This is a genomic window from Vibrio sp. 1978 (assembly GCF_033344345.1).
Window position 1 is genome coordinate 373359 of record NZ_JAWPOP010000001.1, and the last position, 26478, is coordinate 399836.

The window sequence follows — 26478 nt, forward strand, 5'->3', positions numbered from 1 at the left end:
GCGGAAACTCGAGGAACCGTTATGCTCTCTTATCAGGTCAGCCGAAGTATTGAAATTAATAAGAATCAAAGTGAAATTATTGGCTATCTCAAGAACTTCAATAACTGGCCCAGCTGGTCACCATGGATCATTCTTGAACCAAGCTGCGAGCTGACATTCAGTGATAATCAGGGCCACGTTGGAGCTGGTTATCAATGGAATGGTCAGCGTATTGGGACTGGCGCGATTGTACTGGAAAGTACTCAAGAGCATCGATTAGATATGGAGCTGCATTTCTTTCGCCCAATCAAGAGCCATGGAAAGGTGACTCTAATCGTGACGCCGTCACAAAATGGCTGTTTAGTCGAATGGCAAATGCAATCTCGCGTCCCTTGGTACCTGTTCTTTCTGAAAAGTATGTTTAAGTCGATGATAGAGATGGATTATCAACGTGGGTTACGCATGCTTAAAAGTAAGCTTGAAACCGGAAGAGTGCATTCAGACTTAGTCGAAATTGGTAACCGAACGTTGCCTCAAATTCATTATATTGGGGTCAAGGGTGTGGCTAGCTTGCAGGAATTAGGTTCGGTAATTGAGAAGCATGTTCAGCAACTAGAACAGTTAATTAGTGACGAAACCCTATCCGTGAATGGTGAATTGTTTTGTTATTACGAGTCGATGGATATGCAGAAAGGAACATTCGAGTTTATCACTTGCTTTCCTCTTCATAACTCAGTACCAGCGCCTCAAGGGGCGGTTACCGGTACCATTCCTGAGAGTGAAACATTTGTCGTTGAACACCGAGGTGAATATCAGTTTTTGGGAAATGCATGGGCGTTAGCGATGAACTTGGTTCGTCAGAGTGGTATGAAAGTCAAAACCAGTCCTTTAGGAATCGAACGCTATCTGAATAGCCCGAAGGAAACCACGGAAGAAGAGCTAAGAACGGAAATTATTTTGTTTAAGAAATGACAGGCGCAGGCGAGTAGGGTGTTTAGGTATCATACTAGTTATGCGAAATGTTACTAAAGAATAATAGCGTATCTGTTCCTACCCATAAAAATGCCTCAGCAATCGCTGAGGCATGGTTTTACAGGCCAACTTCTCTTGTTAGAGAATTATTGTGCACGGTATTTACCGCTGTTTAGTTCAATTTTAGACGCTTTTACCCGGCTGTCTGCGTTTAGGTAGTCGCTAATACTTAGCAGATCTTGATCTTGAGATGCTTTTAACACCGCTGATTCCCCCTCTGCGAAGATAACTTCTAATTTTAACTCTTTGGCGACTGCTTTCGCTTCGTTAGGATTGTTTACGGTGATGTAAACCAGTCCAGTGGCTTTGGATACGTTACTAAACGCATTCTTAAACACCTCATCACCCGCTTGAAGTTTTACGTCTTCAGATAGGGTTCTAACAGTGCCAGTTTGCACTTTTCGATAGTCTTGGCCATTAATCTCAACCGCTTCTGATGGCACAAACAGTTCTGGTGCAGGTTGTTGAGAGAGCTGTTGCTCTGCGTATACACTCGACGTCATGATAACGAGAGCCAGCATAGAAAATGATTTGTATTTCATGTTATTGACTCCTTAGTGTCCAAATATGCGCATCGACCAGTTCTTAATAACACCGGGTTGAGCGTTGTTTGCCATCGGAACGTCATAGATGGTGGAAGAGTTGAAATATGCAATGTAAGAATAGACTTCATCGCCGTTCGTATCTATTGCTCGCAACGTCCATTCGCCTTTTGCATCTTCGCCATAAAATTGGTTAGACAACATTAATTGATCTTTGTAGCCTGTAATCGTTGGATCAAGAGATTGACCAACAAGACCATTGCGCGGTGTTTGCAAAACGGAACGAGTCCCTGATGGCGAAATGAGCTCAATAGCTAAGTCGGGCAGACGAGCGTGGTCCAATGTCAATGTCACTTGAACGGATTCTACTGTCAGCTCATCGGCAATGGCGATACTTGAAGAACCACCAACTAGACTTGCATCGGGTACACTTACTTCTGTAGCGTTATTAACCCATGGCGTAATGACTTGAGCTGGTAAAACACGATTCGTCATGCGAGCACGTTGCATCGCTTCATCTAAATCTACAGCGCCGAAGCCATAAAAAGTATGGAAATCTACGCCTGCTGCGTTTTTCTGCCAAGGGGCAATTGCCTCGTAGCTAACCTGTTCACCTTTATGGTTAGTAAATTCAAGCTGTACGCCTGGATGCGCTTTATCCGTTACTTTTGCTGTCTCCGCTAGTAAAGCACGTACATCACGAGCAGAAAGTGCGTGGTTGGTTGACATGATTGCCGCGATGGCACCCGATGTGTTTGGCGCAGCCGATGAGGTTCCGTTCATCGTACTGGTATAGTTACAGTTCGGATCGAGCTCCGTTCCGCCGTGTAACCCATTAATGCCAAGGCCTTCACTGGTATTTTGCCCTTCTTCACAACCCATTAAATCAGTGGTGACCATAGCAGGGAAATCTTGCCCATATTCACCTGCTGGTGCTGCAACCCACACGTTCGAACCCACCGATGAGTAACTCGCTCGCGTACCATCCGCTCGTAGTGCACTAGTGACTAAATTGAAGTAATTGGCGTTATCATAAGACTGAGCAGAGTTGTGCATCGGTAAGCCTTGATTGTCTCCACCAGCAAAGAAGTTACTTGGCAATACGAAGAATCGCCCTGCATTGAAATAGCGGTAACCATTACCTGCTGACTTTACAAATACAGCACCTCGACCCCAGGCGTTACTCTCGCTGACGTTTTTCATCACGTCCATTTCAAGTTTTAGTTGAGGGTCGCTTTCATCAAAAGTAATCGGGTTTATAGGGCTGAAACCGTAACTTTGGTTAAATACGCGAACATCACGTGTTGCTGGGTCCATGCCATGGGAGATTAACCAACCTTCTAATGTCTGGTTGGCTAACCAGTTAAAACCAATGAGGGAAGAGTGAGAAGCGACACCGCGTCCGCCTTCACCGTTGTTGCCGACGGCGCTAATCAAACCGGCTACAGCAGTGCCATGACCATTAGTATCAACCGGATAACTTAGTGGGAATGAAGAGTCTTCGACGAAGTTTCTGCTACCTATAACTATATTACCTGCAAGGTCGGGGTGATCGATCTGCACTCCAGAATCAATGACGGCAACTTTCACACCAACACCTGCAATCCCCATTGCCTGAGTGAGCTTAGTGTTTAAGTCGTTCCCAGCAACAGCAGGATTAGCCGCAAACGCAGTTTGCCCCGTGTTGTCTAAGTGCCATTGTTCAGAATAGAGTGGATCAAACGCCGAGACGGCAGGTGCAATGCCTACTGCCAACATAGCGGCAAATAGGCGATTAATGCGTATTTCCATTTTTGACCTCATGTCTTTGTTTGGAATTTTTTAGTTCCTGTTTCATATTCCGCTAACAGGAACAAACAAAGCTAACGACAAAGAATAAGGACGAAAACCATTTACAACTTGTTTACATTAAAAGTTCGATGGACAACATAAGTCTTTGTTAATTTACTGAAACTATGAGGTTTTTATATGTCGTATCGAACATGCATGAAAAGTGAAAAGCAGAAAATACGAGTGTACCGTCTGCTTCAAGAGAGGAGTTATTTAGTTGAAGCGGGTTGAATAGTTGCCATTGGTTTCTTAGGTTTGGCTTTTTCCTTAGGCAGCACGTTATCAATCCACTTTTTAATGTACAACTTATCGAATTCTTTATCACACCACTTTTTGTTTAATCCACGTCGATTGAACTCAGCACCAATCGCCACTTTGGTTTGGTTAGTTGCACGGTTGTAGTAGAGAGTTTCACATAGTTGAGTGTTACTCATTTGCTGGGCATATACGTTGACACTGCTGCTGCGCATTCCCAGTTGAGATGCTTGCTGATTACTGCACGCCATAAGAAATAGAGGCGCAAAAGTAATAATGATTAGATTTTTTTTCATGTGTGCTTTTTTATGATGTAGGGTGAATGATGAACTGGTTTCTGCCAGCTTGCTTCGCATCATACAAAGCTTGGTCTGCCAAGAAAAACCACTGATCCCATTCTTGTTTAATTGTTTGTGCCGACAGTTTGTCCACTGCTCCAAGGGAAATTGTCGCGCTTAATGGTTTAGAGTCAACCACCAATGGTGTGTTTTCAACAGTATATCTCAATCGCTCCAAAAACTTAGCGCAATCTTCAACTCGCTGTACTTCGAATAATAGGACAAACTCTTCTCCACCCCAACGAATGAGTAGGTCACCAGAGCGAGTGGATTCATTAAATAGCGTGGCAATATGAGTCAGCATTTTATCGCCAATATCGTGTCCATATTGATCATTAAAGGTTTTAAAATGATCGACATCTAAAACGGCTAAGGCAAATGTTCTATCTGGGCTTCTACGAGCCATTTTGTCCAACCAAATGTGAAGATAGCGACGGTTATGCAGTTGAGTTAATGGATCGGTAGTATTTTCTTGAGTGAGTGCTTTATTAATACGTCTAACGCGCAGTACGTAACGAAAACCAACGACTCCAATTGCCGCAATAGCGATAAAGTAGAACATTTCTCGATAGCGCTGTGAACGCAGTTCAGAGGCTTGTAGCGCATTTTTTGTTTCTAGCAATTTGAGTTCTTTCTGGGCTAACTTAGCTTCGAGGTCAAACTTAATGTTAATCATCTCTTCACCATGAATATGATGAGAAAACTCAGCCTCTAGCTCTCTTAATTGGGTTAAATAATGAAAAGCCGCTTCATAGTCATTAAGAATTTGATGAGCGTTTACCAGTACCGAAAGCATATCAATACGCTGACGCAGCTCTAATTCACTGGTTGATTTAGTTTGTTCTAGAATGTTAAGTGCTGTTGTAATAGCTTTATCGTATTGTTTGTTTGCGAGGTAAGCCTCTGCAAATGCCTCGTAACAAGACGTTTTTAGCATTTCTAGATTTTTTGGAATGGGCAGGTCTACGCAACGTTGTGCGACCATTAATGCATCATCAATTTTTCCTACCGAGCTCAACATTTGTGAAAAGCTGGATAAAGAGTGGTGCTTGACTGTGTCCGACCCCGTTTGCATTGAAAGTCGAATGGCTTCATTGAAATAATATTCCGCTTTTTTGTTATCTCCGAGGCTCGAGTGAACGATGCTAAGGTTTGCGTAGATAACACTCATAAAAAAGCTATTATCGTATTGATATTCGCTCTCTAGGTAAGTGTCGAGGGCTTGCGTTAGGTAACTGTTGGCCCGAGCCCAATCTGATGCGTCGATGTAGACCGTCCCAATGTTGTTCAGTGTCATCGCGACTTGTATTTCAAACACTGTTTTTTCTAATAACTCATAGGCATTGCGATAATATTTTAGGCCACTGCGTAGTTGATTTCGAGATACTTCTAGATTGCCTAACCAGCGGTAAGCACGGCCTTCTAATGCTAGATAACCAAGATCACGGGCTGTAGAAACAACGTCATGGAGTAACAATTCTGCGTTCCAGTTATCGTCTTGCTCAATCATTGTTACAGCCTTATTGAGCTGTGCTTCAGCGACGACCCATTCCAAATGGTGCTTTTTACCGAATTCGATTAAATCGGGCATATCTTTCGGTAATGGAACTCCTTCGTAACGCTTAAGGTACTTTCGTGCAAAGTAATACAGAGCAAGAGACTCCGCTGATGCATTCTGTGGCGCATTTAACTCATCTTTTTGAATTGATCGCGGCTTACCCATCGAGCGAAAGTAGAGTTTTAACATGGGCTTGCTTTCTGCTGAAATGTGTTCTTCCAGATAAGCTTGCTTTTCGGTACTCGCCAGTACGTTGGTGGGATGCAAGAAAAGTCCAAGTGCAGTACAAAGTGCGCAAGCCAGTTTTTTAATTGAGAAGTGCATGAGCGTATTAATAAAATGTGATCTCTTAACCGAATACCAGTTAAGTCTACCATTTCTTGTAGGTTAAGTGCGGATGGATTCCCAGTGGCAAAGTGTTTTGGGAGTGAGATACGAGAAGGATCTCTATAATATTATGATTTATAAAACAAAATCTATTGAAAACTTATGCAATGATTAGGCGATGGTATAGATAAGGTAACGATGACAGGTAGGCGAGCATATTCGGTGGACTCAATCTAATGATTTAAACCGCGGATTCATCGCTCAAAATCAGGGCGAAGTGTAAAAAATTACGTTTCTGTCATAAATATTTAATGTTTGTATGGGTTGTTAAAAAACTGGATATTAGACATAGTGTTATTAAGCCAATAAAAAATGGCTTTTATAATAAATAGGAGATTAACTATGCATAATGAAATGATTCAACCTTCGCACTTCGGCATTATCGGCCGTACCTGCATCGCTTCAGTACTTATGATTGCGGGTGTTTTCGCTCTTATTTAAGAGTCAAGGGTAACGATGATTACCTTTTAAAGAGTAAGAAAATTCAGGGAATCACCTTAACCTTGTGTAAGGTATTCCCCTGAAAATCCAAGCTAGTCTTTAGTTATTAGCTGAAGAAGCTAAAAATCAATGCACTTACCGCCACAATGCCTGCTGCTAGAACAAAGTAAGTAGAGACATTTCCTCGATATTGTTTCATCGCCTCGATTTTATACACCGCTAACATTGGCATAATAAATAAGATCATTGCAATAACAGGCCCTGACAATGCTTCCATCATACCAAGAATACTTGGGTTCATGATCGCGGCCGCCCAGATTGAGAAGAACAGTGCTGCCACGCTGATACGATCAACACGCTTCTCAGATAGGTTAAAATGCTTGTTAATTAAACCATTTAAGCTTTCACGCGCACCTAAAAAATGCCCAAGGAAAGATGAAGTGATAGCAACAAACGCTACTAAAGGACCAAGTGTTGCAATAAATGGATTATCGGTTGCGTTCGCTAAGTAAGACAATACGGATACGTTTTGTTCTTTTGCTTGAGCCAATTGTTCAGGTGACAGTGTTAGTACACAGGAAAATACAAAAATAAGAACAAAGGCAATCAGCATAATGCTAGTGCGACGAAGAATAACTTCGGATTTGGCATCTGCCTGCTTACCGTAATGGCGACGTTGTACATTTGCAAAGCTTGAAATTGCAGCTGCGTGACTAAACGAGAAAATCACTACAGGAACTGCTAACCACATAGTGCTAGCAAAAGCTGACGCTTCTGGCACATCCATGACAGGCATGGTCCAGTTCGGTATTAAGTAAAATGATAGAAAGGCAAGAATGGCAACAAGTGGGAACACCATGATGGCAAAGGCCCGTAGCATTACTTTTTCACCCGCCATCATAATAGCAATTAGTGCAAACACTAGTACGCCAGAAAGCAAAGGTCTAGGTAAAGAAGCCATATCAGCCTGATTTACCATGAAGCTATCTACTGTGTTTGTTATTCCAACCCCATATATCAACAGGATCGGGAAGATCGAAAGAAAATACAGCAGTGAAATAGAACGACCTGCTTTTGCGCCGAAGTGCTCTTCCACTACATCAGTGAAGTCTGCGTTTTTGATCTTAGAAGATAGTACAAAACGAGCTAAGCCACGGTGCGCAAGATAGGTCATTGGAAAAGCAAGTACTGCCATCGCGACTAAAGGCCAAAAACCACCAATCCCAAGGTTAATTGGCAGAAACAGGATGCCTGCGCCAACGGCTGTTCCAAATAGGCTAAGAACCCAATGTGTATCATGTTTTGACCAAGCTGTGGTTGTGTTTATTTCACTAGGATTTAAGGCATTTCGAGATTCTTTCACTTTAAAACTCGCTTTTATAAAAATAATAATGCTGAAAATGGTAAAGGTTTTAGTGTTTATTATCACACGCGAAGCTTGGTGAATAATGCTGTGAATTTGGGGTGGTTGTAAATTATCCAACTATGAATTTTTCAATAAACCAGAATAAAGTTCTTAAATGTAATGCATTTAATGGTTATATGTATTGAAATTTTCATCTTGTGTGGTTTTTGATTTTGCGGTTAAAACTTAATCACGGATGTGTGTTCTAAGTGAGTTAGGCCTAATTTTCAGGAAGAATATTACATTTCTTAAGCACTTAATTGAGATGTTTGTGTCCCGTCATTTAGATGAGATTTAGGTATACTGCTGCCATTCATGTTAAAGAAGGAGTCATTGAATGGACATCTTGTCTGCGCAAAAAGAGGACTTATTTGCCATATATAAGCTCGAAAATACTTTATTTGGAGAACACGCCTATCCTCAATTTTTCTTTCGGCAAGCTTTTGATTGTTGGGGAGAGAGTTTACTGGTAGCAAAAGAGGGAGAGCAGGTCGCAGGGTATATATTGCTAACGACTAGCACAAATGCACATCAATATTGGATCATGTCATTGGCCGTCGATATTCAACATAGAGGTAAAGGTATTGCGCGTTCCCTCCTAGAAAACGTTATTGCGTCGTTGACGTTAGGCTCAAGCGTGAAATTGACTGTCGATCCTAAGAACCAACCTGCATTGTCTTTATACCTCTCCCTTGGCTTTAAAACGTTAGAAGAAGAAGCGCATTATTTTGGTGACGAAGAATCCAGGTTAGTTATGGAATTAGTAAAGTAATACTGCACGATAATGACCGAAATTTGCACACAATCAGTGCGTAGCATTACGTTGCTATAATTGGTTTTAAGCTAACCCTTTGTATGGTAAGGGTTTTTAATCTTGGCACCTCACTTGCTTTACATAAACGTTCATCGATAACTCGATGCGCCGCTCTTAATAGCAGGCGAGAGCGGTATAGGGTATTACTTTTTGAAAATGTACTAACAGCGTTAAAGGCATTGCTGCCTCTCTCGATTCGGGAGAGGCTTTTTTTTGCTAGTAAGTTGGGCTGAATCGCACTGGAGGTGTTATGTCGCAAGGATGCAAAAAAACCACTTGTCCCTATTGTGGTGTTGGATGTGGTGTCGAGGTCAATACGAAAGGAATCGTTGGGGATGTGTGTCATCCTGCAAATGCGGGATCACTGTGCGTGAAGGGTGTCGCGCTGGCAGAGAGCTTGAATATGCCTTCGCGCTTGTTGTATCCAAAGCTTGTCACCAAGCAACGACCTCAAGGGCAAGAGGTGCAATGGCAACAAGCCACGGATCTGATTGCTGAAAAGATTCATCAAGCGAAAGCGGAGTTTGGACCGGATTCCATCGCGATGTACGTGTCAGGGCAGTTGTTAACGGAAGACTATTACGTCGCCAACAAACTCATGAAAGGCTATGTTGGCAGCGCAAACATCGATACGAACTCGCGTTTGTGTATGTCTTCGGCGGTTGCGGCTCATGTACGAGCATTTGGTGAAGATGTCGTTCCCGTCAATTACGACGATATTGATAAGACTGAGCTATTGATCATTTGCGGTGCTAATACCGCTTGGACGCACCCTGTTTTATTCCGACGTATTCAACAAGCGAGAGAAAACAATCCTAACCTCAAGCTGGTGGTCATTGACCCGCGTGAAACGGTCACCGCACAGCAAGCGGATTTGCATCTACCGATTAAAAACGATGGTGATGTGTCACTCTTCAATGGGCTGCTCAAGTTTCTTATTGAACAACAATTGATTGATTCTGAATACATAAATTCTTATACCGACGGATTTAATGCACTTAGAGAAGAAGTTTCTGATTTGCGTTACGATGTCACTAATTTGACGTCTTCCATTGGCATTTCAGAAGAAAAACTCACGACATTCTTCCAATGGTTTGCGCAAAGCCCAACCGCAATTACGTTGTTTTGCCAAGGGGTAAACCAAGCCGAAAATGGCGTCGACAAAGGCAATGCAATCATTAATGCACACTTGGCGACGGGTAAAATTGCCAAGTCAGGTTGTGGGCCGTTTTCTATTACAGGTCAGCCCAATGCGATGGGTGGGCGAGAAGTCGGTGGATTGGCAAACCAGTTAGCGGTTCATCGTGCTTTTGACGCAAAGTCTATAAAGCAAGTGCAGGCGTTTTGGGATTCACCAGAAATTGCCACTCAGCCCGGTTTAAAAGCCGTTGAACTGTTTGAGGCGGTAGAACGTGGTGAGATTAAAGTTCTCTGGATCATGGCAACCAATCCTGTTGTCTCTTTGCCAGATAACCAATTGGTAAAACGTGCACTAGAGATTTGTCCGTTTGTGATTGTTTCCGATATCACAGCGGATTCGGATGTAGCGCATTACGCGGACCTATTGCTACCCGCCGCTGGCTGGGGGGAGAAGCAAGGCATGGTGACCAATTCTGAGCGTCGACTTTCAAGGCAGCGCCAGTTTCAAACGCCTCCCGGTGAAGCAAAATCAGATTGGTGGGCGATAAGCCAAGTTGGGCAAGCTCTGTGTGCATTGGAAAAGACACAAAATGGCTTTGCGTTTACTTCTGAGCGGGCGGTATTCAGGGAATATGCCGCGATGACAGGCATGAATGCAGATTCGCCATTGAAGCTAGATCTTTCTCAATACGCCAACTTAACCGAGCAAGAATACGAAGAGTGGGTGCCGACACAATGGGGAGGAGAGCGCCCTTTTGCTGATGGCGTCTATTCACACCCAGATGGAAAAGCGCGTTTTGTCGTGACCAGTGAATCTCCAACGCGCTTAGAAAGAACAAAAGGCTGGTGGCTCAATACGGGCAGGCAACGTGACCAATGGCATACCATGACGCGCACAGGGCATATCGCCCACCTTGCCGCCTCAGAGTTAGAACCAACCGTGTACATGAACACGCTCTCTGCCACTCAAAATCGCTTAAAAGCAGGACAGCTCACCAAGCTGTTTCAGCCTGCTTCAAACACCGGTATTTATGCCAAAGTTGCCATTGATGAAGGTTTGGGTTTTCAGGAGCTGTTTATGTCAATGCACTGGGCGGGTCGATATGGCGGTGAAAGCAGTGTTAATGCGATAGTAAACAGCGCAAAAGACCCTATTTCAGGGCAGCCTGCATTTAAGTCGTCTTATGTTGAAGTGCAAGACGCCGCGGTCAAAACCTACGGTATGTTCATCGGTACACAGTTTGATTCCGGTAAATTTCTCTACAGCGCATTTCAAGCAGAAAGCAATTTGGGCATTTGGCGCTTTGCACATGATAAGCGACCAAAGAAGCAGAGTTTTTGTCGAACGGAAAAGAGCCGCAGAATTACGATAGATATTGTCCAAGGTTGGCTAGCGGTGGACTATGACCTTGTTGGAGACGTGCGTATCATTCGCTCTGTTTTGGTGGTGTCTAGTGAACCGATTCAAACCGACTACACCAACTTTACCGGCTTGATTGGCAAGCCGATGGAGCTATCGCAACTGCTTACCATCACTCAATCGCAAAGCAGTGCCAAACTGGTTTGTAGTTGTTTCCGCGTTACCGATAAACAAATACATGACGCGATGGAGAAACAAGACTGCACGTCAGTGACCCAACTTCAAAACAAACTCAAATGCGGTACTAACTGTGGCTCGTGCGTCTCTCAAATCAAACAAATGGTCGACAGCCATCAGCATCAAAAGGGCAAACAGCAAGCGAACCAGCAAAGTTTGGCTATTCAAATAAAGTAAGTCATAAAGAGGATAAGCACATGGAAGCGCCTTATCAAAAGTCTTGGTTTAAGAAAGGACAAGCGAGTCAGAAACAAGAACGCTCGTCTCGCTTTTCTAAGCATGATCAAGCAAGCAAACTGAACCAACTTTTAGAAGACCATTCACTAGACCTGGACGCGAACCACAAAGGTTTTGTCTCGATTGTCGGAGCAGGGCCGCACGATCCTGACTTGTTAACGGTAAAGGCTGTGAAAGCGATTATGTCGGCAGAGGTACTGTTGTACGACCGTTTGGTTAACAAAGATATTTTGGAGTTGGCTTCGCCACAAGCCGATTGGATTTACGTGGGCAAAAGATGCGGACAACCTAGTATTGGTCAGGAAGAAATTTGTGACTTGATGGTATCGCTCGCTCAACAAGGAAAGCGAGTTGTACGCTTAAAAGGGGGAGATCCTTTTGTATTTGGCCGTGGAGGTGAAGAGGCGTTAGCACTCGTCAAACACTCAATCGCGTACGAAGTCATTCCCGGCATTACCGCTGCGATTGGATGTTCAGCAAACAGCTTGATTCCGCTGACTCATCGTGGCGTTGCTCGTAGCGTTACCTTTGTGACGGGGCAAGTGGTAACAGGCGCATTTGAAGCGTGGAGCCAACTGATGCAAAGCGGACAAACGTTAGTCTTCTATATGGGGTTAGAAAAATCATCGCAAATACAAACGGGTTTAATAGGCTCTGGTTTGAGAGAAGATTTCCCTGTCGCGATCATCACTCATGGTTGCAGCCCTCAACAACAAGTGCACGTTACACAACTCAATCAGCTCAATGATTTATCGATTACACTTAAAGGCGTGAGCCCAGCATTGATTGTGATGGGAGAAGTTGTCAAACTGCGCGAACAACTAATAGAAACCGTACAGTCAGTGACGGAATACGAGGGAATATGAGCAGCATTTTGGAGTGTATTAGAACAGTCGGTCGTGGCGAACGTGGTAGAAAACCACTGAACTTTGACCAAGCGTTTCGAGTTATGGATGAATACCTAAACGGTGAGTGCGATGATGATCAGATGGCGATGTTATTGATGCTGATCCGCGTACAGAACGAGACTCAACAAGAAATCGCTGGCTTTGTGAAAGCATTCCAATCCCGCATGCCTGCTATTGGTGCAGATATTGATTGGCCATGCTATGCGGGCAAACGTGAAGCGGCAGGTCAGCCTTGGCATCTGTTGGCAGCGAAAATCCTTGCCGATAATGGCCACAAAGTGCTGATGCACGGATATCACGACCGTCAATCTGGTCGTTTACACGCTGAAGACTACCTCGACAAATTTGCTATCGAGAAAGCGGAATCAGCAGAAGAAGCAAAGCGTGTCTTAGAAACACAAAACATCGTGTATCTACCGCTCAGCGCATTTGCTCCACAAGCAGAAACCATGATCGGTTGGAAGAATCGTTATGGGCTTAGAACGCCGATTAATACCGTGGTTCGAGCATTGAATCCGGGGCAAGCAACGGTTGGTATTCGTGGTAGCTTCCATCCTGGTTTCCAACAACTTCATGCAGAAGTCGAATACGAGATCGGTCAAACCGCTCACGCTGTTGTGTCATTCAAAGGACAATCGGGTGAGTCAGAATACAACCCGAAAGTAAGCCAAACAGTATGGTTAAGCCAAACAAGCGGCGTGACATCGCACTACTGGACGGAGCAAATGCTGTCTGAGGTGCCAATGCCTGCGAACTGCCCGTTTGGGACGTCAGAAGATGACATGAACCAAATGGCGAATACGGTTCTCGCTACGATGACAGTGATCTTGTTTGCACAAATGCACGACAGGGAAAAAGCATTCGAACGCGCCTTCTCCTACTGGCAAGCCTATTGTGGCCAGCAATAACGCACTATTGTCAATTAATGTAAAACCAACGACGCAAAGTTGTTGAATCTGAATCCATTATCTATTGTTTGAAGAAGGTAAAAGATCCTAGCTCGCCAATGATGTGTTTCACCACCTTGCTCCGTATCAGAGTGGTGAAACCGCAGTTTTAGCCTCAATCGCGTTCGTTTCTCGCTGCGCTTTTGAGAATGAGAAAATCCCATATGGTAAGACACAGAGGACATGGATAATGGTTCTAAAGCATACCACTCCTAGTGAAAAGGCTTCTCACCCGATCCCGCAAGAAGCCTTCGATTGGTACGACGAATACGCCCACGGAAAAATCTCGCGCCGTGAGTTTCTTAATAGGCTGGGTGGTCTTGCTGTGCTTGGCTTTAGCATGACAGCACTGGTCGACGCGCTAACCCCTAATTACGCACTCGCAGAACAAGTTTCATTTAACGATCCTGACATCAAGGCAACGTACGAAACCTTTCCATCTCCAAATGGACATGGAGAAGGTCGCGGCTATTTGGTGATGCCACAGAAGAAGACTTTAAAATCGCCGACTGTGTTGGTGATTCATGAAAACCGAGGTCTGAACCCTTATATCAAAGATGTCGCAAGACGACTTGCAAAAGATGGCTTTATTGCTTTCGCTCCAGACGCACTTTATCCACTCGGCGGCTATCCGGGGAACGACGATGAAGGTCGCGCCATGCAGAAAGAGATGGACAGAGCCAAGATCGAACAAGACTTTATTGCAGCCGCTAACTTCCTCAAACAATACGAGGGTGGCAACGGTAAATTGGGCGCGGTTGGATTCTGCTTCGGTGGATACATTGTCAATATGCTTGCAGCGGTAATGCCTGAAGAGCTCGATGCAGGTGTGCCTTTTTATGGAACACCAGCTGCGCAAGAGATCCAAAAGCAAGTCAAAGGGCCGTTGATGATTCACTTTGCAGGGCTCGATAAGCGTGTTAACGACACATGGCCTGCTTATGAGCAGCAATTGATCGCAACCGACGCACAGTATCAAGCGTTAATGTATGAGAACGTCAACCACGGCTTCCATAACGACTCAACAGCACGCTACGCACCGGAAGAAGCAGCACTCGCTTGGGAGCGCACACTCGGCTTCTTCAAAGAACATCTCGCCTCTAGTTAAAACGCGTCTATTTTAGTTGGCACATTCCTTGTTATGTCTCTCTTAGTGAGTGAGATATAAACAAGGAATGTGCATGACTCAATCAACGTCAAAAACACCCATCATAGTATGTTGTGATAGCCTCCAAGAGCAGGCTCGATTGTCCGGCTTATTGAGCAAAGATTACGACAACATCATCGGTTGCCAATTGGCACAACTAGAAACGTTAATGCAACGAGAACCGTCAGCAAGCGTTGTGGTTGGATGGCAGCAACCAACCGCGGAACTGCGTTTGATCGTCGATTTCTGCCGCAGAAAATCGGCACCACTTCTTATCGTCTTAAAGCAGTTATCATCTAATGATATCAATCGGTTATCAGAAAAAATGGACTATGTGCTCATGCCGCACGATAGTGAGTTTGCGCTTCAGCCTTGGATTGAACATGCGACACTAGTGAGAGCGAAATTCGAAAGTATGCAATCGGAAATTGAATCGCTGACCCATAAGATTGAAGAGCGCAAGCTGGTGGAAAAAGCCAAAGGTCTGCTGATGAAGATGCACAGCGTTGATGAAGAACAGGCTTATAAAGCACTTAGAAATTCAGCCATGCAATCGAGCCAAACGCTCGCACAAGTTGCCAAGAATTTGATAACTACTTTGGAGGTGCTTGATTAGTTGCTCTACCACTTTGGGGTTAGAGTGCGTTTTCTAACGTGGTGCGTGTTGCACTATCAGCAAGCAATAACAGGGAATAACAAACGGCAAGATATACCAACTTATTGTATTTAATGTGAAAAATAAGTTGGCACAGTAATTGGATTAGTAGAATTGGGTTTATTGTTGAATCGCTTATCTCAATTATCAACGGCGGTAATTGTAGACTTAGCAACGGCGCTACTGCTCTTCGGAGTAGTGGCGCTTTTTTAATGGGAGCAAACCAATGAAATGGAGTTCGATGCTGAAAGTGTCAGCAATTTCGTTATCGGTATTCACCACGGTCAGCGTAAAGGCAGAGTTGGGTGAGCCAGAAATTGAAGACCTGAAGTTTGGTTTTATTAAGTTAACCGATATGGCACCGCTGGCGGTTGCTTATGAGAAAGGCTTTTTTGAAGACGAAGGCTTGTACGTCACTTTAGAAGCGCAAGCAAACTGGAAGGTGCTTTTAGACCGAGTCATCGACGGTGAGCTTGCTGGCGCGCACATGCTTGCTGGTCAGCCATTGGGCGCGACGATTGGTGTCGGCACAAAAGCAGAAGTGATTACCGCGTTCAGTATGGATTTGAACGGCAACGCAATCACGGTTTCCAATGATACTTGGGAGCAGATGAAGCAATACATTCCAAAACAACCAGATGGCAAACCTGTTCACCCAATCAAAGCGGATGCACTGAAGCCTGTGGTCGACAGCTATCTGGATAAAGGCAAACCGTTCAACATGGGCATGGTGTTCCCGGTATCGACGCACAACTATGAGTTGCGATATTGGTTAGCGGCAGGCGGGATTCATCCAGGCTTTTACGCACCAGAATCAGGCGATAACAGTGGCCAGTTGGATGCTGACGTTCTTTTGAGTGTTACACCGCCACCACAAATGCCAGCCACAATGGAAGCGGGCACAATCAAAGGCTACTGCGTTGGCGAACCATGGAACCAACAAGCTGTGTTCAAGGGCATTGGTACACCAGTCGTGACCGATTACGAGATCTGGAAGAACAACCCAGAGAAAGTATTTGGTGTTTCTAAAGCTTGGGCTGAGAAGTATCCAAACACGCACATTCGCGTAGTGAAAGCCTTGATTCGAGCGGCACATTGGTTAGATGAAAACGACAATGCCAACCGCCAAGAGGCAGTGAAGATGCTATCAAAAAGCGAATACGTCGGAGCCGATGCCGAAGTTATCGCCAACTCAATGACGGGCACATTTGAATATGAGAAAGGCGACAAACGAGACGTGCCAGACTTCAACGTTTTCTTCCGTCATAACGCCACGTATCCGTATTACAGCGATGCGATTTGGTATCTGACTCAAATGCGCCGTTGGGGACAAATCTCAAGCGAGAAATCCGATGATTGGTACATGGATGTGGCGAAAGAGGTTTACCGTCCAGATATCTACAAACAAGCAGCTCAAGCGCTAATTGAAGATGGTGTGTTGAGCAAAAAAGACTTCCCAGATTTTAGTGCTGAAGATGGTTTCCGTGCGCCACAAACACACTTTATCGACAACATCGTTTATGACGGTCGCGAGCCAAATAAATATCTAGAGAAGTTCTCTATCGGGCTTAAAGGAAAAGACAAGGTTTAACCATAACGATAAACGCCACAGGCGAGGGAATTCGCTTGTGGCAACAAGGATGTAAATTTCTTAGGAGTGAGTATGTCTAGTAATGTCATTTCCCTGTTTCCTGCTAAGCAGGTAGTGAACCGAAGTCGGCTGGTGCTTTTGCCCGTCATTGGCTTGCTGATCTTTTTGGCAATGTGGCACTTAGCAGCGAGAGAAGTGCAAACTTCATTAGGTACGCTACCGGGACCTGTGCAAACTTTTCAGCAGTTCAGCAACCTTGTCGATGACCATTGGCAAGAGCGAGAAAAGGAACAAGCGTTTATCGAGCGTCAGGAAAAGCGCAATGCTGCGAAGTTAGCGAAGAATCCAGACGCGGAAGTGAAGATTCGTCCTTACACAGGTAAACCGACGTTCTTCGACCAAATCGTGACTAGCTTAGTGACTGTGACCGCGGGCTTTCTGCTGGCGACGATTATCGCGATTCCGCTTGGCATCGTGCTTGGTCTTAATCAAGGGCTGTATCAAGCGTTCAACCCAATCATTCAACTGCTCAAGCCCGTATCACCTTTAGCTTGGCTACCCATCGTTACCATGGTTGTAAGTGCCACTTATGTGAGTGATGACCCGATGTTTGCTAAGTCGTTCATTAACTCTCTGATCACAGTAGCGCTATGTAGCTTATGGCCGACGCTGATTAATACCGCTGTGGGTGTAACGAGCGTTGATAAAGACTTAATCAACGTGAGCAAAGTGCTCCAACTTTCGTGGTGGCAGCACATTCGCACTATCGTTTTACCTTCTGCCATTCCAATGATCTTCACAGGTTTACGTCTCTCTTTAGGTATCGCTTGGATGGTGTTGATTGCGGCAGAAATGCTCGCTCAGAACCCGGGGTTAGGCAAGTTCGTTTGGGATGAATTCCAGAACGGCAGCTCGGCATCATTGGGGCGCATCATGGTGGCAGTCATCACCATTGGTTTTATCGGTTTGATGCTCGATAGAGGCATGCTGCAACTTCAAAAGTGGCTGTCTTGGAATAAACAACAAGCGTTGAGATAAGGGAAACGATCATGGAAAAAGCATTATTAGATCTAACGCGTTTAGGGATGCGATTCCCAACGCCAGATGGCGAGTTCATCGCGCTTAAGAACGTCGATTTACAAATCAATAAAGGTGAGTTTGTATCCCTAATTGGTCACTCTGGCTGCGGTAAATCAACGGTATTAAACTTAGTCGCAGGGCTACACATGCCAACAGACGGCGGCGTAATAGTCGATGGACGAGAGGTGGCAGGGCCGGGACCCGACCGCGCAGTGGTATTCCAAAACCATTCATTATTGCCTTGGTTAACCGTGTATCAAAACGTTGAGCTTGCAGTAAAACAAATTGCCGGCAAAAAGGGCAAAGCGTGGATTCAGGAACAAGTGAACCACTATTTGGAGTTGATTCAAATGCAGCATGCTGCGCACAAAAAGCCCGATGAAATCTCGGGCGGTATGAAGCAGCGAGTCGGCATTGCGAGAGCACTGGCACTTCAACCAAAGGTTTTGCTGATGGATGAGCCATTTGGTGCGCTGGATGCGTTGACTCGTGCGCACTTACAGGATGCACTGATGAAGATTCAAGCCGAGCTAAACAATACCGTCATCATGATTACCCATGACGTGGATGAAGCGGTGCTGCTATCTGACAAAATCGTGATGATGACTAATGGACCGGCAGCAACCATTGGAGAAGTGTTAGAAGTAAATCTACCTCGCCCTCGTGAGCGTGTAGCACTGGCGGATGATGCGCAGTATCAGAAGTGTCGACAAGCGGTGTTGAAGTTCCTTTACGAGAAGCAATCCAAAGTCGAGATTCCTGCTTCGAAAGAAGACAAACCCAAAACCGCAGCGCAAACGGCATAAGGAGGCAGCGATGAACAGTCCTTTAACGATTCCAGTAAAGAACGCATTGAGCCACATCGTTGTGGTAGGCAACGGTATGGTCGGGCAACACCTTGTCGAGCAATTAGTACAGAAAAACGCGCATTTGGAGCACCGAATTACCGTGATTGGTGCAGAGCGCTTTATCGCGTATGACCGTGTACAGTTGTCCTCTTTGTTTGCGGGTAAGTCTCATGATGATTTGATGCTGAGTAACCAAGAATGGTACGACATGCATGGCATCCAACTCGTACTTGGCAGCCAAGTAACAGGCATCGACAGAGAGCAAAAGCGCATTCTCCTTGATGGTGAAGATGTGCTGGGTTACGACGAACTTGTGCTCGCGACCGGTTCTTACCCATTTGTGCCGCCAATTGAAGGTAAAGACCGCGACAACGTGTTTGTCTACCGCACGCTTGATGATCTTTCACAGATCAAAAAGGCATGTGAAGGTGCAAGAACAGGCGCAGTGATTGGCGGCGGCTTGTTGGGTTTAGAAGCGGCAAACGCACTCAAACTGTTGGGGCTAGAAACTCACGTCATTGAGTTTGCACCTCGCCTGATGCCCGTACAGTTAGATGATGGTGCTGGCTTAGTGCTAAAAGAGAAGATTGAAGCGCTAGGGTTAACCGTACATACCTCGACGGGTACGGAACGAATCTGCGATGGTGAAACGGCTAAGCATCGTATGGTGTTTAAAGACAAAGATCCTCTCGAAGTGGATGTGATTGTCTTTTCCGCAGGTATTCGCCCTCAAGATGAGCTGGCAAAACTGGCTGAGCTGGAAGTAGGCGAACGAGGCGGTATTGTGATTAACAATCAATGCCAAACCAGCGATGAGAATATTTATGCGATTGGCGAATGTGCTCTTTGGGAGCAAAAGATCTTTGGTTTAGTCGCACCCGGTTACACCATGGCAAGAACCACTGCTGATGTCCTGACTGGAATGCCAAGCGAAGGTTTTAAAGGTGCAGACATGAGCACCAAACTCAAGCTGCTTGGGGTGGATGTGGCGTCTATCGGAGATGCACAAATGCAAACCGAAGGCGCACAAGAAATGGTCTTGCAAGATACGGTAGCAGGCATCTACAAAAAGCTGGTGGTTGATGCGAGCGGCACCCAATTACTTGGTGCGATTCTCGTCGGTGATAACAGCGATTACGATGCGCTCTTACAGTGTTATTTGAACAAAACAGTCTTGCCAGACCACGCCGCGAACCTGTTGTTTGATACCGGAATGCTTGATGGAGAGATGCCAGACAGCGCCATCATCTGTTCTTGTCACAACGTCACAAAAGGTGACTTGGTTGCCGAGATTCAAGCCGGCACTACCAACCTGACGGACCTTAAAGCCAACACCAAAGCCGGTACTGGCTGTGGTGGGTGTAGCAATATGGTGAAGTCGGTATTGGATACTCAACTGGCAGCCATGGGGGTAGAGGTTAACAACCACCTTTGTGAGCACTTTGAGCTTAGTCGCCAAGAGATGTTCCATATTTGCCAAGTGGAACAAATCAAAGACTTCGACACCTTAATCGCACTGCATGGCAAAGGGCATGGGTGTGATATCTGTAAGCCGACAGCGGCATCTGTGTTCGCTTCTTTGTGGAATGAACACATCATGGAGCCTCAACATCAATCTCTGCAAGATTCTAATGATGCCTTTATGGCGAACCTACAAAAAGATGGCTCTTACTCGATTGTGCCTCGTGTTCCGGGTGGCGAAATCACACCAGACAAACTTATCGTACTAGGTGAAGTCGCTCAGCAGTACGATCTGTACACCAAGATCACTGGTGGTCAGCGCGTGGATTTATTTGGTGCGCAGTTAGAACAGCTTCCTGAAATCTGGCAAACCTTAATTGATGCCGGTTTTGAAACAGGGCACGCCTACGGCAAGTCGGTCCGCACCGTGAAATCTTGCGTCGGTTCTACGTGGTGTCGCTATGGTGTTGATGATTCAGTTGGATTAGCCATCGAGTTAGAGAACCGCTACAAAGGATTGCGAGCGCCCCATAAGCTTAAGTTTGCCGTATCGGGCTGTACTCGTGAGTGTGCAGAAGCGCAAAGTAAAGACATTGGGGTGATCGCCACCGAAAACGGCTGGAATCTATACGTTTGTGGTAATGGTGGCATGAGACCAAGACACGCTGATTTGTTTGCATCCGACTTATCCAAATCAGAGTTGATCACCATGATTGACCGAGTTTTGATGTTCTACGTCAGCACCGCTGATCGCTTACAGCGCACGTCAGTGTGGATGGAGAACATGGAAGGGGGCCTAGACTACCTTAAACAAGTGATTTTGGATGACTCTCTCAACCTATGTGATTCTTTGGATGAACAAATGGCACGAGTCGTAGATACCTATCAATGTGAGTGGAAGAGTACGTTGGATAATCCTCAAAAATTGCAACGCTTCCGTCCTTTCTTGAACAGCACGTCGGGCAGCAAAGTCTTGCCGTACCAACGTGTGCGCGGTCAGCGTATTCCCGTGAAACAGGAGGTGTAAATGGCAGCTTTAACCAAAGTGAAATTGTGTCAGCTTGATGACTTAATGCCGTTTATCGGTGCCACTGTATTGATTGAAGGCGAGCATGTGGCGTTATTCTACATTCCTGATAACGGTGTTTACGCTGTTCAGGATTGGGACCCAATTGGTAAGGCTTATGTGATGAGTCGAGGGATTGTCGGTGATATTGATGGTGAGATGTGTGTTGCATCACCACTGTATAAACAGCACTTCAGTTTAAAGAGTGGGCAGTGTTTAGAAGACGATGCGCACTGTCTAAAAACATGGCAAGTAACAGTCGACGATAATCAGGTTTGTTACTTAGTCGAAGAATGACCCTCGAAACTAGCTTGCTCGAAATGAGTAAATTCTTAGCGTAAGAGACAAGCGAATAAAGCTCCAGAGACAGCACAGTATGGCTCTGGAGCTTTTAATTATTTGGAAGGGTTCACTTGTAGTTCGGTATAGCCAGTCGAGTCGTCCATCGCTCTAGTGAACTCAAGTTCTGAGTAAGAATGGATGATCAATTCCGCGGTGGTATCTATAACCGTGCCTTCCATTAAATGCCCACCCCAAACTCGTCCTTCACGATCAGACACCGAGATATGAACGTGTTGATGTTCAGGCGTTAGAGTTCCCATCACAGAGACGATTTCAAATGGCTCATGTTTGGTTAACGTACTCTCTGCACCTGCCAAACGAAGGTTGAGGTCAGAGACACAGCCAACGCATGAGGCAATCGAGCCAGCTTTGATACCATGCTGCTTGACCAATTTCGCAAGGCTCAGCTTTAAGTCCATGCCTTTGGTAAGACGTACTGCTATCACTTCAATCGACATGTCACTTCCTAATCAAAACCAGCAAGCAGGAAAGCGCGGTATCCAAGTCGGCATAACGTTTAGCTTTGCCAAGTACACGCATACCTTGCATGTTGTTGAGAACAAAACGAGCAAGCTCTTCTGGTTTAAGCGTTTTTGGCACTAAGGTTTCCTTTTGCGCATTGGTCAGCGCATCCGCAATGATGTCGATAAGATGGTCAAACAAAAAATGCCCTTTGCGCAGTACGTCATCGTCTTCGCCAGCGTGCTCAATCAACGCATTTTGAATAAAACACCCACAGTTCCGTTTGCGTTGCAGCTCAGCAAAAGATTTAAGGAACGATTCCAACTCAGGTAAAGACGCGTCGTCTTTTTCCAAATCATTCAGTGACGGTAGCGAGACTTTTTTTAAGTAAGTATCGAGCGCTTCGTAGTAGAGCTGTTGCTTGTCACCATAGGTGTTATAAAGACTGAACCGGTTGATGTTCAACTCGTCGGTGAGATCCGAGATAGACGTGTTCGCAAAGCCCTTGCGCCAAAACACATCCATAGCCACGAGAAGCTTTTCATCTCGGTCGAAGTTGGCTTTTCTTGCCATAAATTACCTGCCTGGGTCTGCTTATCGGGTAATTAAATTGCTTTGGAGGGATGGTACAGAGAACCTCTAGCGTTCGAACTGAACCAATATGATGAATACCCATCTATTCTTGGGTATCAGCCCCCAAATTCATGTGAACTCACAAACGGCATCAAAAATCTCGCTCAGCAAACAGACCCACAACTGTTTGAAAATTTTTGATAGTGAAGTTCTTGACTGATCGTTTATAAACTGACTACAGTATATCCTAACCAATCGGTTAGAAAAAGATAAAAGGATGTGAAATGAAGCTCTATGAAACCGCAATGACTCCAAGTTGTAAGCGAGTTAGCATTTTTCTAAAGGAAATCGGTGGCGAGGTTGAGCGAATTGCGCTGAACGTTCGTGAGGGCGATAACCTATCTGAACCGTTTAAATCGAAAAGCGTGAACGGCAAAGTGCCTCTACTAGAACTGGATGATGGTACGACGATCTGTGAAAGCGTGGCGATTTGTCGCTACCTAGATGAAGCGTTTGAAAATGATCTGGCGCTGTTTGGTGCTAACCAGCTCGAACGTGCTCAGGTGGAAATGTGGCATCGTGTGGTGGAGTTCCAAGGACTAAATGCGGCATTTCAGGCGTTTCGAAACATGACCGGAGTTTATGGAGACAGAGAACGTTGCGTTGAAGCATGGGGCGAAGAATCAAAACAACGCGTCTACGAATTTCTGCCCGTCTTAGACAAGCGTCTTGAACATAATGATTTTATCGCCGTAGACCATTTTACTATCGTCGATATAACAGGCTTTATTTTGATCAGTTTCGCAATTAAAGGCCTAGAAATTGATGTGCTATCGACGTCGCCAAACATTGCTCGATGGTATAACCAAATTTTAGCTAGACCTGCATTTCAGAGTTAATGTATTGCAGCGAGTGGATGATAGCTCGCTGCTACCACCTTACCGATTCTTAACTCAGCAGGATATTCAAATTTTCTCAGATTTTTCTTATTTTTTCTCCTATCGCCTATAATTGGAAAAACAACCTCAATTTGCTTCGTTGCGTTTTAGAGCCTCGAGCTCTTGGTCCGTAGACGCTCTCTTTCATCATGGAAAGTCTAGTAATAGACAAGGAGAGGTCATGAGTATTCAAGTGAAAACTATCAATAATATTCTAATAGCCCTGTTAATGGTTTCGGTTTTTGGTCTATTCGCACTGTACCTCAATTACATACAGCAGGATGAACAGATTGAAAGGCTGCAAAGTCAGTTAATCGAAAAAGAGCATCAGATACTAATTTCTAATGAAGCGTTGTCTTACACTCGATATCAACACCAATTATTAGCCGAAGACTACAGCCGTTTTAGAAATGAGCAGTCAGTGACTAGTGTTTTGCGTTAGCCAGTATAGCAACTGTATTAAGGAGGAAGATGAAACCCATTCTTTTGGTCGATGACAGTAAAACAGTACTGCTTTACATCAGCAGTGCATTGGAAAAGCAAGGCTATGAAGTGGTTGCAGTTGAAGACGGAAGAGCGGCGCTTGAAGTGCTAACCCACCGCCCTGATATTCAGTTTGTGCTGAGCGATTTAATGATGCCTAGAATTAATGGTATTGAATTGTGTCGCCAATTAAAATCTAAAGTTAGCGAACGTTACATTTTCTTTGTTCTACTGTCTTCTAGAAATGACCAAAGTTCGATCGTGAAAGGCATTGATGCTGGCGCAGATGATTTCGTAGATAAGAAGACGTCTGTAGAGGAACTTCAGGCCAGAATCCGTGCGGGGTTTCGTACTTTAGAACTGCACAACAAACTCGTTGAGAGAAATAAAGAGCTAGATGCGGCCTATCAAACAATTCACCAAGACCTACAGTCTGCTAGTCATCTGATGGAGCAACTACTCCCTGCTGAATCAACTATTCAGAATGTAAATTTTAGCTATGTCTACAAACCATGCTCCCAGATTGGTGGTGATATGTTGGGGTATTTGGAGCTCGATGAACGACATGTTGCGTTTTATGTATTTGATGTTTCTGGTCATGGTATTTCTTCAGCTTTGATGGCTTTTTCTATTCAACAGACGCTATCTCAAAGTCAGGGGCCTGATTCGATCACGATGGAGTTGAGAGATGACGGCTATTGCGTAAGTGAGCCTGCATCTGTGATTGAACGGCTAAATCGGCGTTATCAGCAAACTAGAAACAGTCAACTTTACTTTACTATGGCTTACGCCATTCTTAACACAAAATCAGGGCAACTTAGCTATTGCACGGCTGGCCACCCCAGGATCTTAGTTTGGCGAACGAGTACGAAAACGATGGAACAGATAGGTGACGATAACTTTATCGTTGGTGCAATGCAGCCGATGGAATATATCGGTAACCAAATTAGTCTGGATGAGGGCGATGCATTGTGGCTTTATTCGGATGGTTTGATTGAAGCGAGGCAGGGTGAGGAGATGTTTTCACTACAACGATTGGCATCGAGTATAAAAGCTGTTTGCACGCTGACAGTTGAAGACCAAGTGGGAGACGTCTTTAAAAAAGTACAATCTTGGCATAACGAAGATGAGTTTGATGATGATGCCAGCCTTTTACAGGTAAAATGGCATGGTGAGAGGCTCGATTTTAAGGAAAAGAATGTCAAAGAGCGAATTTAAACGAACTTACGGGAGCTCCCTTACTCACTCACGAAGTGCGAGCAAAGACGTTGTTCGGTTTTTGATGGGTCATCAAATCCCCTTAAATGCAATTCAATCATTGGAGCTTTGTGTCGTTGAACTCATGAATAACGCTTATATTCATTCTTACAGTGAAATAGATGGCCTACCAATTGAAGTGGAGTGTAGGGTTGGGGATGACCAAGTGTCCGGTTTCGTGGAACTGAGAGTCTCTGATTGCGGAGCGCCGATCAATGAAAAGACGTTCATCCAACATAAAAATAAACAGATTGAGGCACCTAACTTAATGGATGACGATAGTTGGTCCTCCTCAGGTCGCGGACTGATGTTAGTCGCTCAATTATCTGACCTGTTTACATTGGAAAAAGGTTTCGAAAACAATACGTTTGTTGTAGTGAAAAGGAATAGGGAGATAAACTAACAACCAAGCAAAGTCGATTTGCTTCACTTGGTCCCTAGCGTTAATCTGACGGTTGCGTTGTATATCATTGTTATTTTGTATTCGTTGTTGGTGCCGGTGATAGTAACGCCTCCAACTCTTCTGGTGTTAGAATATCACTGATGTTTAACATATTACTTTCATCATCTAGCGCCATCTTTGTACGGCTAAGTAAGTACCTTTTTTGAGTTGGTGTTAAGTCTTTGAGAGACTCAATCAACTCCCTGAAATTGCTATTATTCATTGCCATATTTCCCCCAGTTAAGCCTTGAATTTCTTTATTGCATATTCTTCAAGTAAGTGAAGATTTGTTGATTAATTGCAGCTAGCTCTTTAGTAACTATAGCTATATCTGAGCTATCTGGCGCTGTATCGTTTCTGGTTTTTTCTTCTATTCTTTGAAACGCAATGACCGCGGTGTCTTCTCCGAAACTCTCTAGAATGCCCTTTAAACTATGAGCTAATAGATAGAGTTCTGACCAACATTTGCTTGCATATAGCTCATCTATACGCTCTATATCATTCGTGTGATCTTCAAGGTATGTAGAAAAAACAGTGACGATCAGATCTACGTCGTTATCCATGTATGTATTGAGAACATCAAAATTAATCATGTATACCCCTATTAAACGTTGAGGTAGAGGAATGTTTCGGATAGTGAAGGCTTAGCCGAAGGTATGAATGGCATAACCAGTATTTGAGCAGAAATAGTTTGCTTGTCGCTTGAGATAAACTTACAAAAAG

25 protein-coding genes are annotated in these 26478 nt (G+C 44.7%); 16 read left to right on the forward strand and 9 right to left on the reverse strand.

What is annotated here, in order from left to right; genetic code table 11:
• Positions 1-21: 21 nt before the first annotated feature.
• A complete protein-coding gene (locus R8N49_RS01640) occupies positions 22-951 on the forward strand; it encodes an SRPBCC family protein (RefSeq protein WP_186585246.1) in 930 nt (309 codons plus the stop codon).
• A gap of 146 nt (positions 952-1097) precedes the next feature.
• Here the strand turns inward: R8N49_RS01640 and R8N49_RS01645 are convergent, their stop codons facing one another.
• The 5 genes from R8N49_RS01645 to R8N49_RS01665 all read right to left on the reverse strand — a co-directional run bounded on the left by R8N49_RS01645 (position 1098) and on the right by R8N49_RS01665 (position 7725).
• Complete coding sequence (locus R8N49_RS01645) at positions 1098-1553, reverse strand: hypothetical protein (protein WP_025767689.1); 456 nt, start codon at positions 1551-1553, stop codon at positions 1098-1100.
• Positions 1554-1565: 12 nt separating this feature from the next.
• Complete coding sequence (locus R8N49_RS01650) at positions 1566-3344, reverse strand: S8 family peptidase (RefSeq protein WP_186585247.1); 1779 nt, start codon at positions 3342-3344, stop codon at positions 1566-1568.
• Positions 3345-3592: 248 nt separating this feature from the next.
• Positions 3593-3934, reverse strand: a complete 342-nt coding sequence (locus R8N49_RS01655) for a hypothetical protein (RefSeq protein ID WP_186585248.1) — start codon at positions 3932-3934, stop codon at positions 3593-3595.
• A gap of 10 nt (positions 3935-3944) precedes the next feature.
• Positions 3945-5858: a tetratricopeptide repeat-containing diguanylate cyclase gene (locus tag R8N49_RS01660; protein WP_186585249.1), complete on the reverse strand. Its 1914-nt coding sequence runs from the start codon at positions 5856-5858 to the stop codon at positions 3945-3947.
• 610 nt (positions 5859-6468) lie between these two features.
• Positions 6469-7725 (reverse strand): aromatic amino acid transport family protein, encoded by a 1257-nt coding sequence (locus R8N49_RS01665; RefSeq protein ID WP_017820237.1) that lies wholly within the window; start codon positions 7723-7725, stop codon positions 6469-6471.
• 379 nt (positions 7726-8104) lie between these two features.
• Between R8N49_RS01665 and R8N49_RS01670 the strand changes: the two genes are divergently transcribed.
• From R8N49_RS01670 to nirD, 11 genes are all read left to right on the forward strand, one after another.
• Entirely contained in the window at positions 8105-8539 is a 435-nt protein-coding gene (locus tag R8N49_RS01670) for a GNAT family N-acetyltransferase (RefSeq protein ID WP_017634213.1), read from the forward strand.
• Positions 8540-8831: 292 nt separating this feature from the next.
• Positions 8832-11495 carry a nitrate reductase gene (locus R8N49_RS01675; protein WP_186585250.1) on the forward strand — a complete coding sequence of 888 codons (2664 nt, stop codon included), beginning with the start codon at positions 8832-8834 and terminating at the stop codon, positions 11493-11495.
• Between the two features lie 20 nt (positions 11496-11515).
• A complete protein-coding gene (cobA, locus tag R8N49_RS01680) occupies positions 11516-12421 on the forward strand; it encodes a uroporphyrinogen-III C-methyltransferase (protein WP_017634211.1) in 906 nt (301 codons plus the stop codon).
• On the forward strand, positions 12418-13371 hold the full coding sequence (locus tag R8N49_RS01685; protein WP_130545591.1) for a glycosyl transferase family protein: 954 nt from the start codon (positions 12418-12420) through the stop codon (positions 13369-13371). The genes cobA and R8N49_RS01685 overlap by 4 nt, the downstream gene beginning before the upstream one ends.
• 229 nt (positions 13372-13600) lie before the next feature.
• Positions 13601-14518 (forward strand): dienelactone hydrolase family protein, encoded by a 918-nt coding sequence (locus R8N49_RS01690; RefSeq protein ID WP_009704599.1) that lies wholly within the window; start codon positions 13601-13603, stop codon positions 14516-14518.
• 73 nt (positions 14519-14591) lie between these two features.
• Positions 14592-15173, forward strand: coding sequence for an ANTAR domain-containing response regulator (locus R8N49_RS01695; protein ID WP_012842515.1), 582 nt, complete (start codon positions 14592-14594; stop codon positions 15171-15173).
• A 265-nt stretch (positions 15174-15438) separates the two neighbouring features.
• A complete protein-coding gene (locus R8N49_RS01700; protein ID WP_130545592.1) occupies positions 15439-16803 on the forward strand; it encodes a CmpA/NrtA family ABC transporter substrate-binding protein in 1365 nt (454 codons plus the stop codon).
• Between the two features lie 72 nt (positions 16804-16875).
• Complete coding sequence (locus R8N49_RS01705; RefSeq protein WP_053303689.1) at positions 16876-17841, forward strand: ABC transporter permease; 966 nt, start codon at positions 16876-16878, stop codon at positions 17839-17841.
• A gap of 11 nt (positions 17842-17852) precedes the next feature.
• On the forward strand, positions 17853-18689 hold the full coding sequence (locus R8N49_RS01710) for an ABC transporter ATP-binding protein (RefSeq protein WP_005450080.1): 837 nt from the start codon (positions 17853-17855) through the stop codon (positions 18687-18689).
• Between the two features lie 10 nt (positions 18690-18699).
• The gene (gene nirB / locus R8N49_RS01715; protein WP_186585251.1) at positions 18700-21219 is read left to right on the forward strand and encodes a nitrite reductase large subunit NirB; all 2520 of its coding nucleotides are present in this window, start codon (positions 18700-18702) and stop codon (positions 21217-21219) included.
• Positions 21220-21555, forward strand: coding sequence for a nitrite reductase small subunit NirD (gene nirD / locus R8N49_RS01720; RefSeq protein WP_047123394.1), 336 nt, complete (start codon positions 21220-21222; stop codon positions 21553-21555).
• Between the two features lie 98 nt (positions 21556-21653).
• Here the strand turns inward: nirD and R8N49_RS01725 are convergent, their stop codons facing one another.
• On the reverse strand, positions 21654-22058 hold the full coding sequence (locus tag R8N49_RS01725) for a PPC domain-containing DNA-binding protein (protein WP_132936412.1): 405 nt from the start codon (positions 22056-22058) through the stop codon (positions 21654-21656).
• A gap of 1 nt (position 22059) precedes the next feature.
• Positions 22060-22635: a TetR/AcrR family transcriptional regulator gene (locus R8N49_RS01730; protein WP_005375904.1), complete on the reverse strand. Its 576-nt coding sequence runs from the start codon at positions 22633-22635 to the stop codon at positions 22060-22062.
• Between the two features lie 284 nt (positions 22636-22919).
• Between R8N49_RS01730 and R8N49_RS01735 the strand changes: the two genes are divergently transcribed.
• From R8N49_RS01735 to R8N49_RS01750, 4 genes are all read left to right on the forward strand, one after another.
• A complete protein-coding gene (locus R8N49_RS01735; protein ID WP_005375905.1) occupies positions 22920-23534 on the forward strand; it encodes a glutathione S-transferase family protein in 615 nt (204 codons plus the stop codon).
• Between the two features lie 220 nt (positions 23535-23754).
• A complete protein-coding gene (locus R8N49_RS01740; protein ID WP_132936413.1) occupies positions 23755-24015 on the forward strand; it encodes a hypothetical protein in 261 nt (86 codons plus the stop codon).
• Between the two features lie 29 nt (positions 24016-24044).
• Positions 24045-25274 carry a PP2C family protein-serine/threonine phosphatase gene (locus R8N49_RS01745; protein ID WP_132936414.1) on the forward strand — a complete coding sequence of 410 codons (1230 nt, stop codon included), beginning with the start codon at positions 24045-24047 and terminating at the stop codon, positions 25272-25274.
• A gap of 64 nt (positions 25275-25338) precedes the next feature.
• Complete coding sequence (locus R8N49_RS01750; RefSeq protein ID WP_240694220.1) at positions 25339-25716, forward strand: ATP-binding protein; 378 nt, start codon at positions 25339-25341, stop codon at positions 25714-25716.
• 70 nt (positions 25717-25786) lie between these two features.
• Here R8N49_RS01750 and R8N49_RS01755 read toward each other — a convergent pair whose 3' ends face one another.
• Together R8N49_RS01755 and R8N49_RS01760 are read right to left on the reverse strand one after the other, a co-directional pair.
• The gene (locus tag R8N49_RS01755; protein ID WP_025767706.1) at positions 25787-25978 is read right to left on the reverse strand and encodes a hypothetical protein; all 192 of its coding nucleotides are present in this window, start codon (positions 25976-25978) and stop codon (positions 25787-25789) included.
• Between the two features lie 34 nt (positions 25979-26012).
• Complete coding sequence (locus R8N49_RS01760) at positions 26013-26348, reverse strand: Hpt domain-containing protein (protein ID WP_031781126.1); 336 nt, start codon at positions 26346-26348, stop codon at positions 26013-26015.
• Positions 26349-26478 lie beyond the last annotated feature (130 nt).

Coding starts and splice junctions, on each gene's coding strand:
- R8N49_RS01640 (WP_186585246.1), top strand. CDS start 22: ATGCTCTCTTATCAGGTCAGCCGAAGTATTGAAATTAATAAGAATCAA.
- R8N49_RS01645 (WP_025767689.1), bottom strand. CDS start 1,553: ATGAAATACAAATCATTTTCTATGCTGGCTCTCGTTATCATGACGTCG.
- R8N49_RS01650 (WP_186585247.1), bottom strand. CDS start 3,344: ATGGAAATACGCATTAATCGCCTATTTGCCGCTATGTTGGCAGTAGGC.
- R8N49_RS01655 (WP_186585248.1), bottom strand. CDS start 3,934: ATGAAAAAAAATCTAATCATTATTACTTTTGCGCCTCTATTTCTTATG.
- R8N49_RS01660 (WP_186585249.1), bottom strand. CDS start 5,858: ATGCACTTCTCAATTAAAAAACTGGCTTGCGCACTTTGTACTGCACTT.
- R8N49_RS01670 (WP_017634213.1), top strand. CDS start 8,105: ATGGACATCTTGTCTGCGCAAAAAGAGGACTTATTTGCCATATATAAG.
- R8N49_RS01675 (WP_186585250.1), top strand. CDS start 8,832: ATGTCGCAAGGATGCAAAAAAACCACTTGTCCCTATTGTGGTGTTGGA.
- cobA (WP_017634211.1), top strand. CDS start 11,516: ATGGAAGCGCCTTATCAAAAGTCTTGGTTTAAGAAAGGACAAGCGAGT.
- R8N49_RS01685 (WP_130545591.1), top strand. CDS start 12,418: ATGAGCAGCATTTTGGAGTGTATTAGAACAGTCGGTCGTGGCGAACGT.
- R8N49_RS01690 (WP_009704599.1), top strand. CDS start 13,601: ATGGTTCTAAAGCATACCACTCCTAGTGAAAAGGCTTCTCACCCGATC.
- R8N49_RS01695 (WP_012842515.1), top strand. CDS start 14,592: ATGACTCAATCAACGTCAAAAACACCCATCATAGTATGTTGTGATAGC.
- R8N49_RS01700 (WP_130545592.1), top strand. CDS start 15,439: ATGAAATGGAGTTCGATGCTGAAAGTGTCAGCAATTTCGTTATCGGTA.
- R8N49_RS01705 (WP_053303689.1), top strand. CDS start 16,876: ATGTCTAGTAATGTCATTTCCCTGTTTCCTGCTAAGCAGGTAGTGAAC.
- R8N49_RS01710 (WP_005450080.1), top strand. CDS start 17,853: ATGGAAAAAGCATTATTAGATCTAACGCGTTTAGGGATGCGATTCCCA.
- nirB (WP_186585251.1), top strand. CDS start 18,700: ATGAACAGTCCTTTAACGATTCCAGTAAAGAACGCATTGAGCCACATC.
- nirD (WP_047123394.1), top strand. CDS start 21,220: ATGGCAGCTTTAACCAAAGTGAAATTGTGTCAGCTTGATGACTTAATG.
- R8N49_RS01725 (WP_132936412.1), bottom strand. CDS start 22,058: ATGTCGATTGAAGTGATAGCAGTACGTCTTACCAAAGGCATGGACTTA.
- R8N49_RS01730 (WP_005375904.1), bottom strand. CDS start 22,635: ATGGCAAGAAAAGCCAACTTCGACCGAGATGAAAAGCTTCTCGTGGCT.
- R8N49_RS01735 (WP_005375905.1), top strand. CDS start 22,920: ATGAAGCTCTATGAAACCGCAATGACTCCAAGTTGTAAGCGAGTTAGC.
- R8N49_RS01740 (WP_132936413.1), top strand. CDS start 23,755: ATGAGTATTCAAGTGAAAACTATCAATAATATTCTAATAGCCCTGTTA.
- R8N49_RS01745 (WP_132936414.1), top strand. CDS start 24,045: ATGAAACCCATTCTTTTGGTCGATGACAGTAAAACAGTACTGCTTTAC.
- R8N49_RS01750 (WP_240694220.1), top strand. CDS start 25,339: ATGGGTCATCAAATCCCCTTAAATGCAATTCAATCATTGGAGCTTTGT.
- R8N49_RS01755 (WP_025767706.1), bottom strand. CDS start 25,978: ATGAATAATAGCAATTTCAGGGAGTTGATTGAGTCTCTCAAAGACTTA.
- R8N49_RS01760 (WP_031781126.1), bottom strand. CDS start 26,348: ATGATTAATTTTGATGTTCTCAATACATACATGGATAACGACGTAGAT.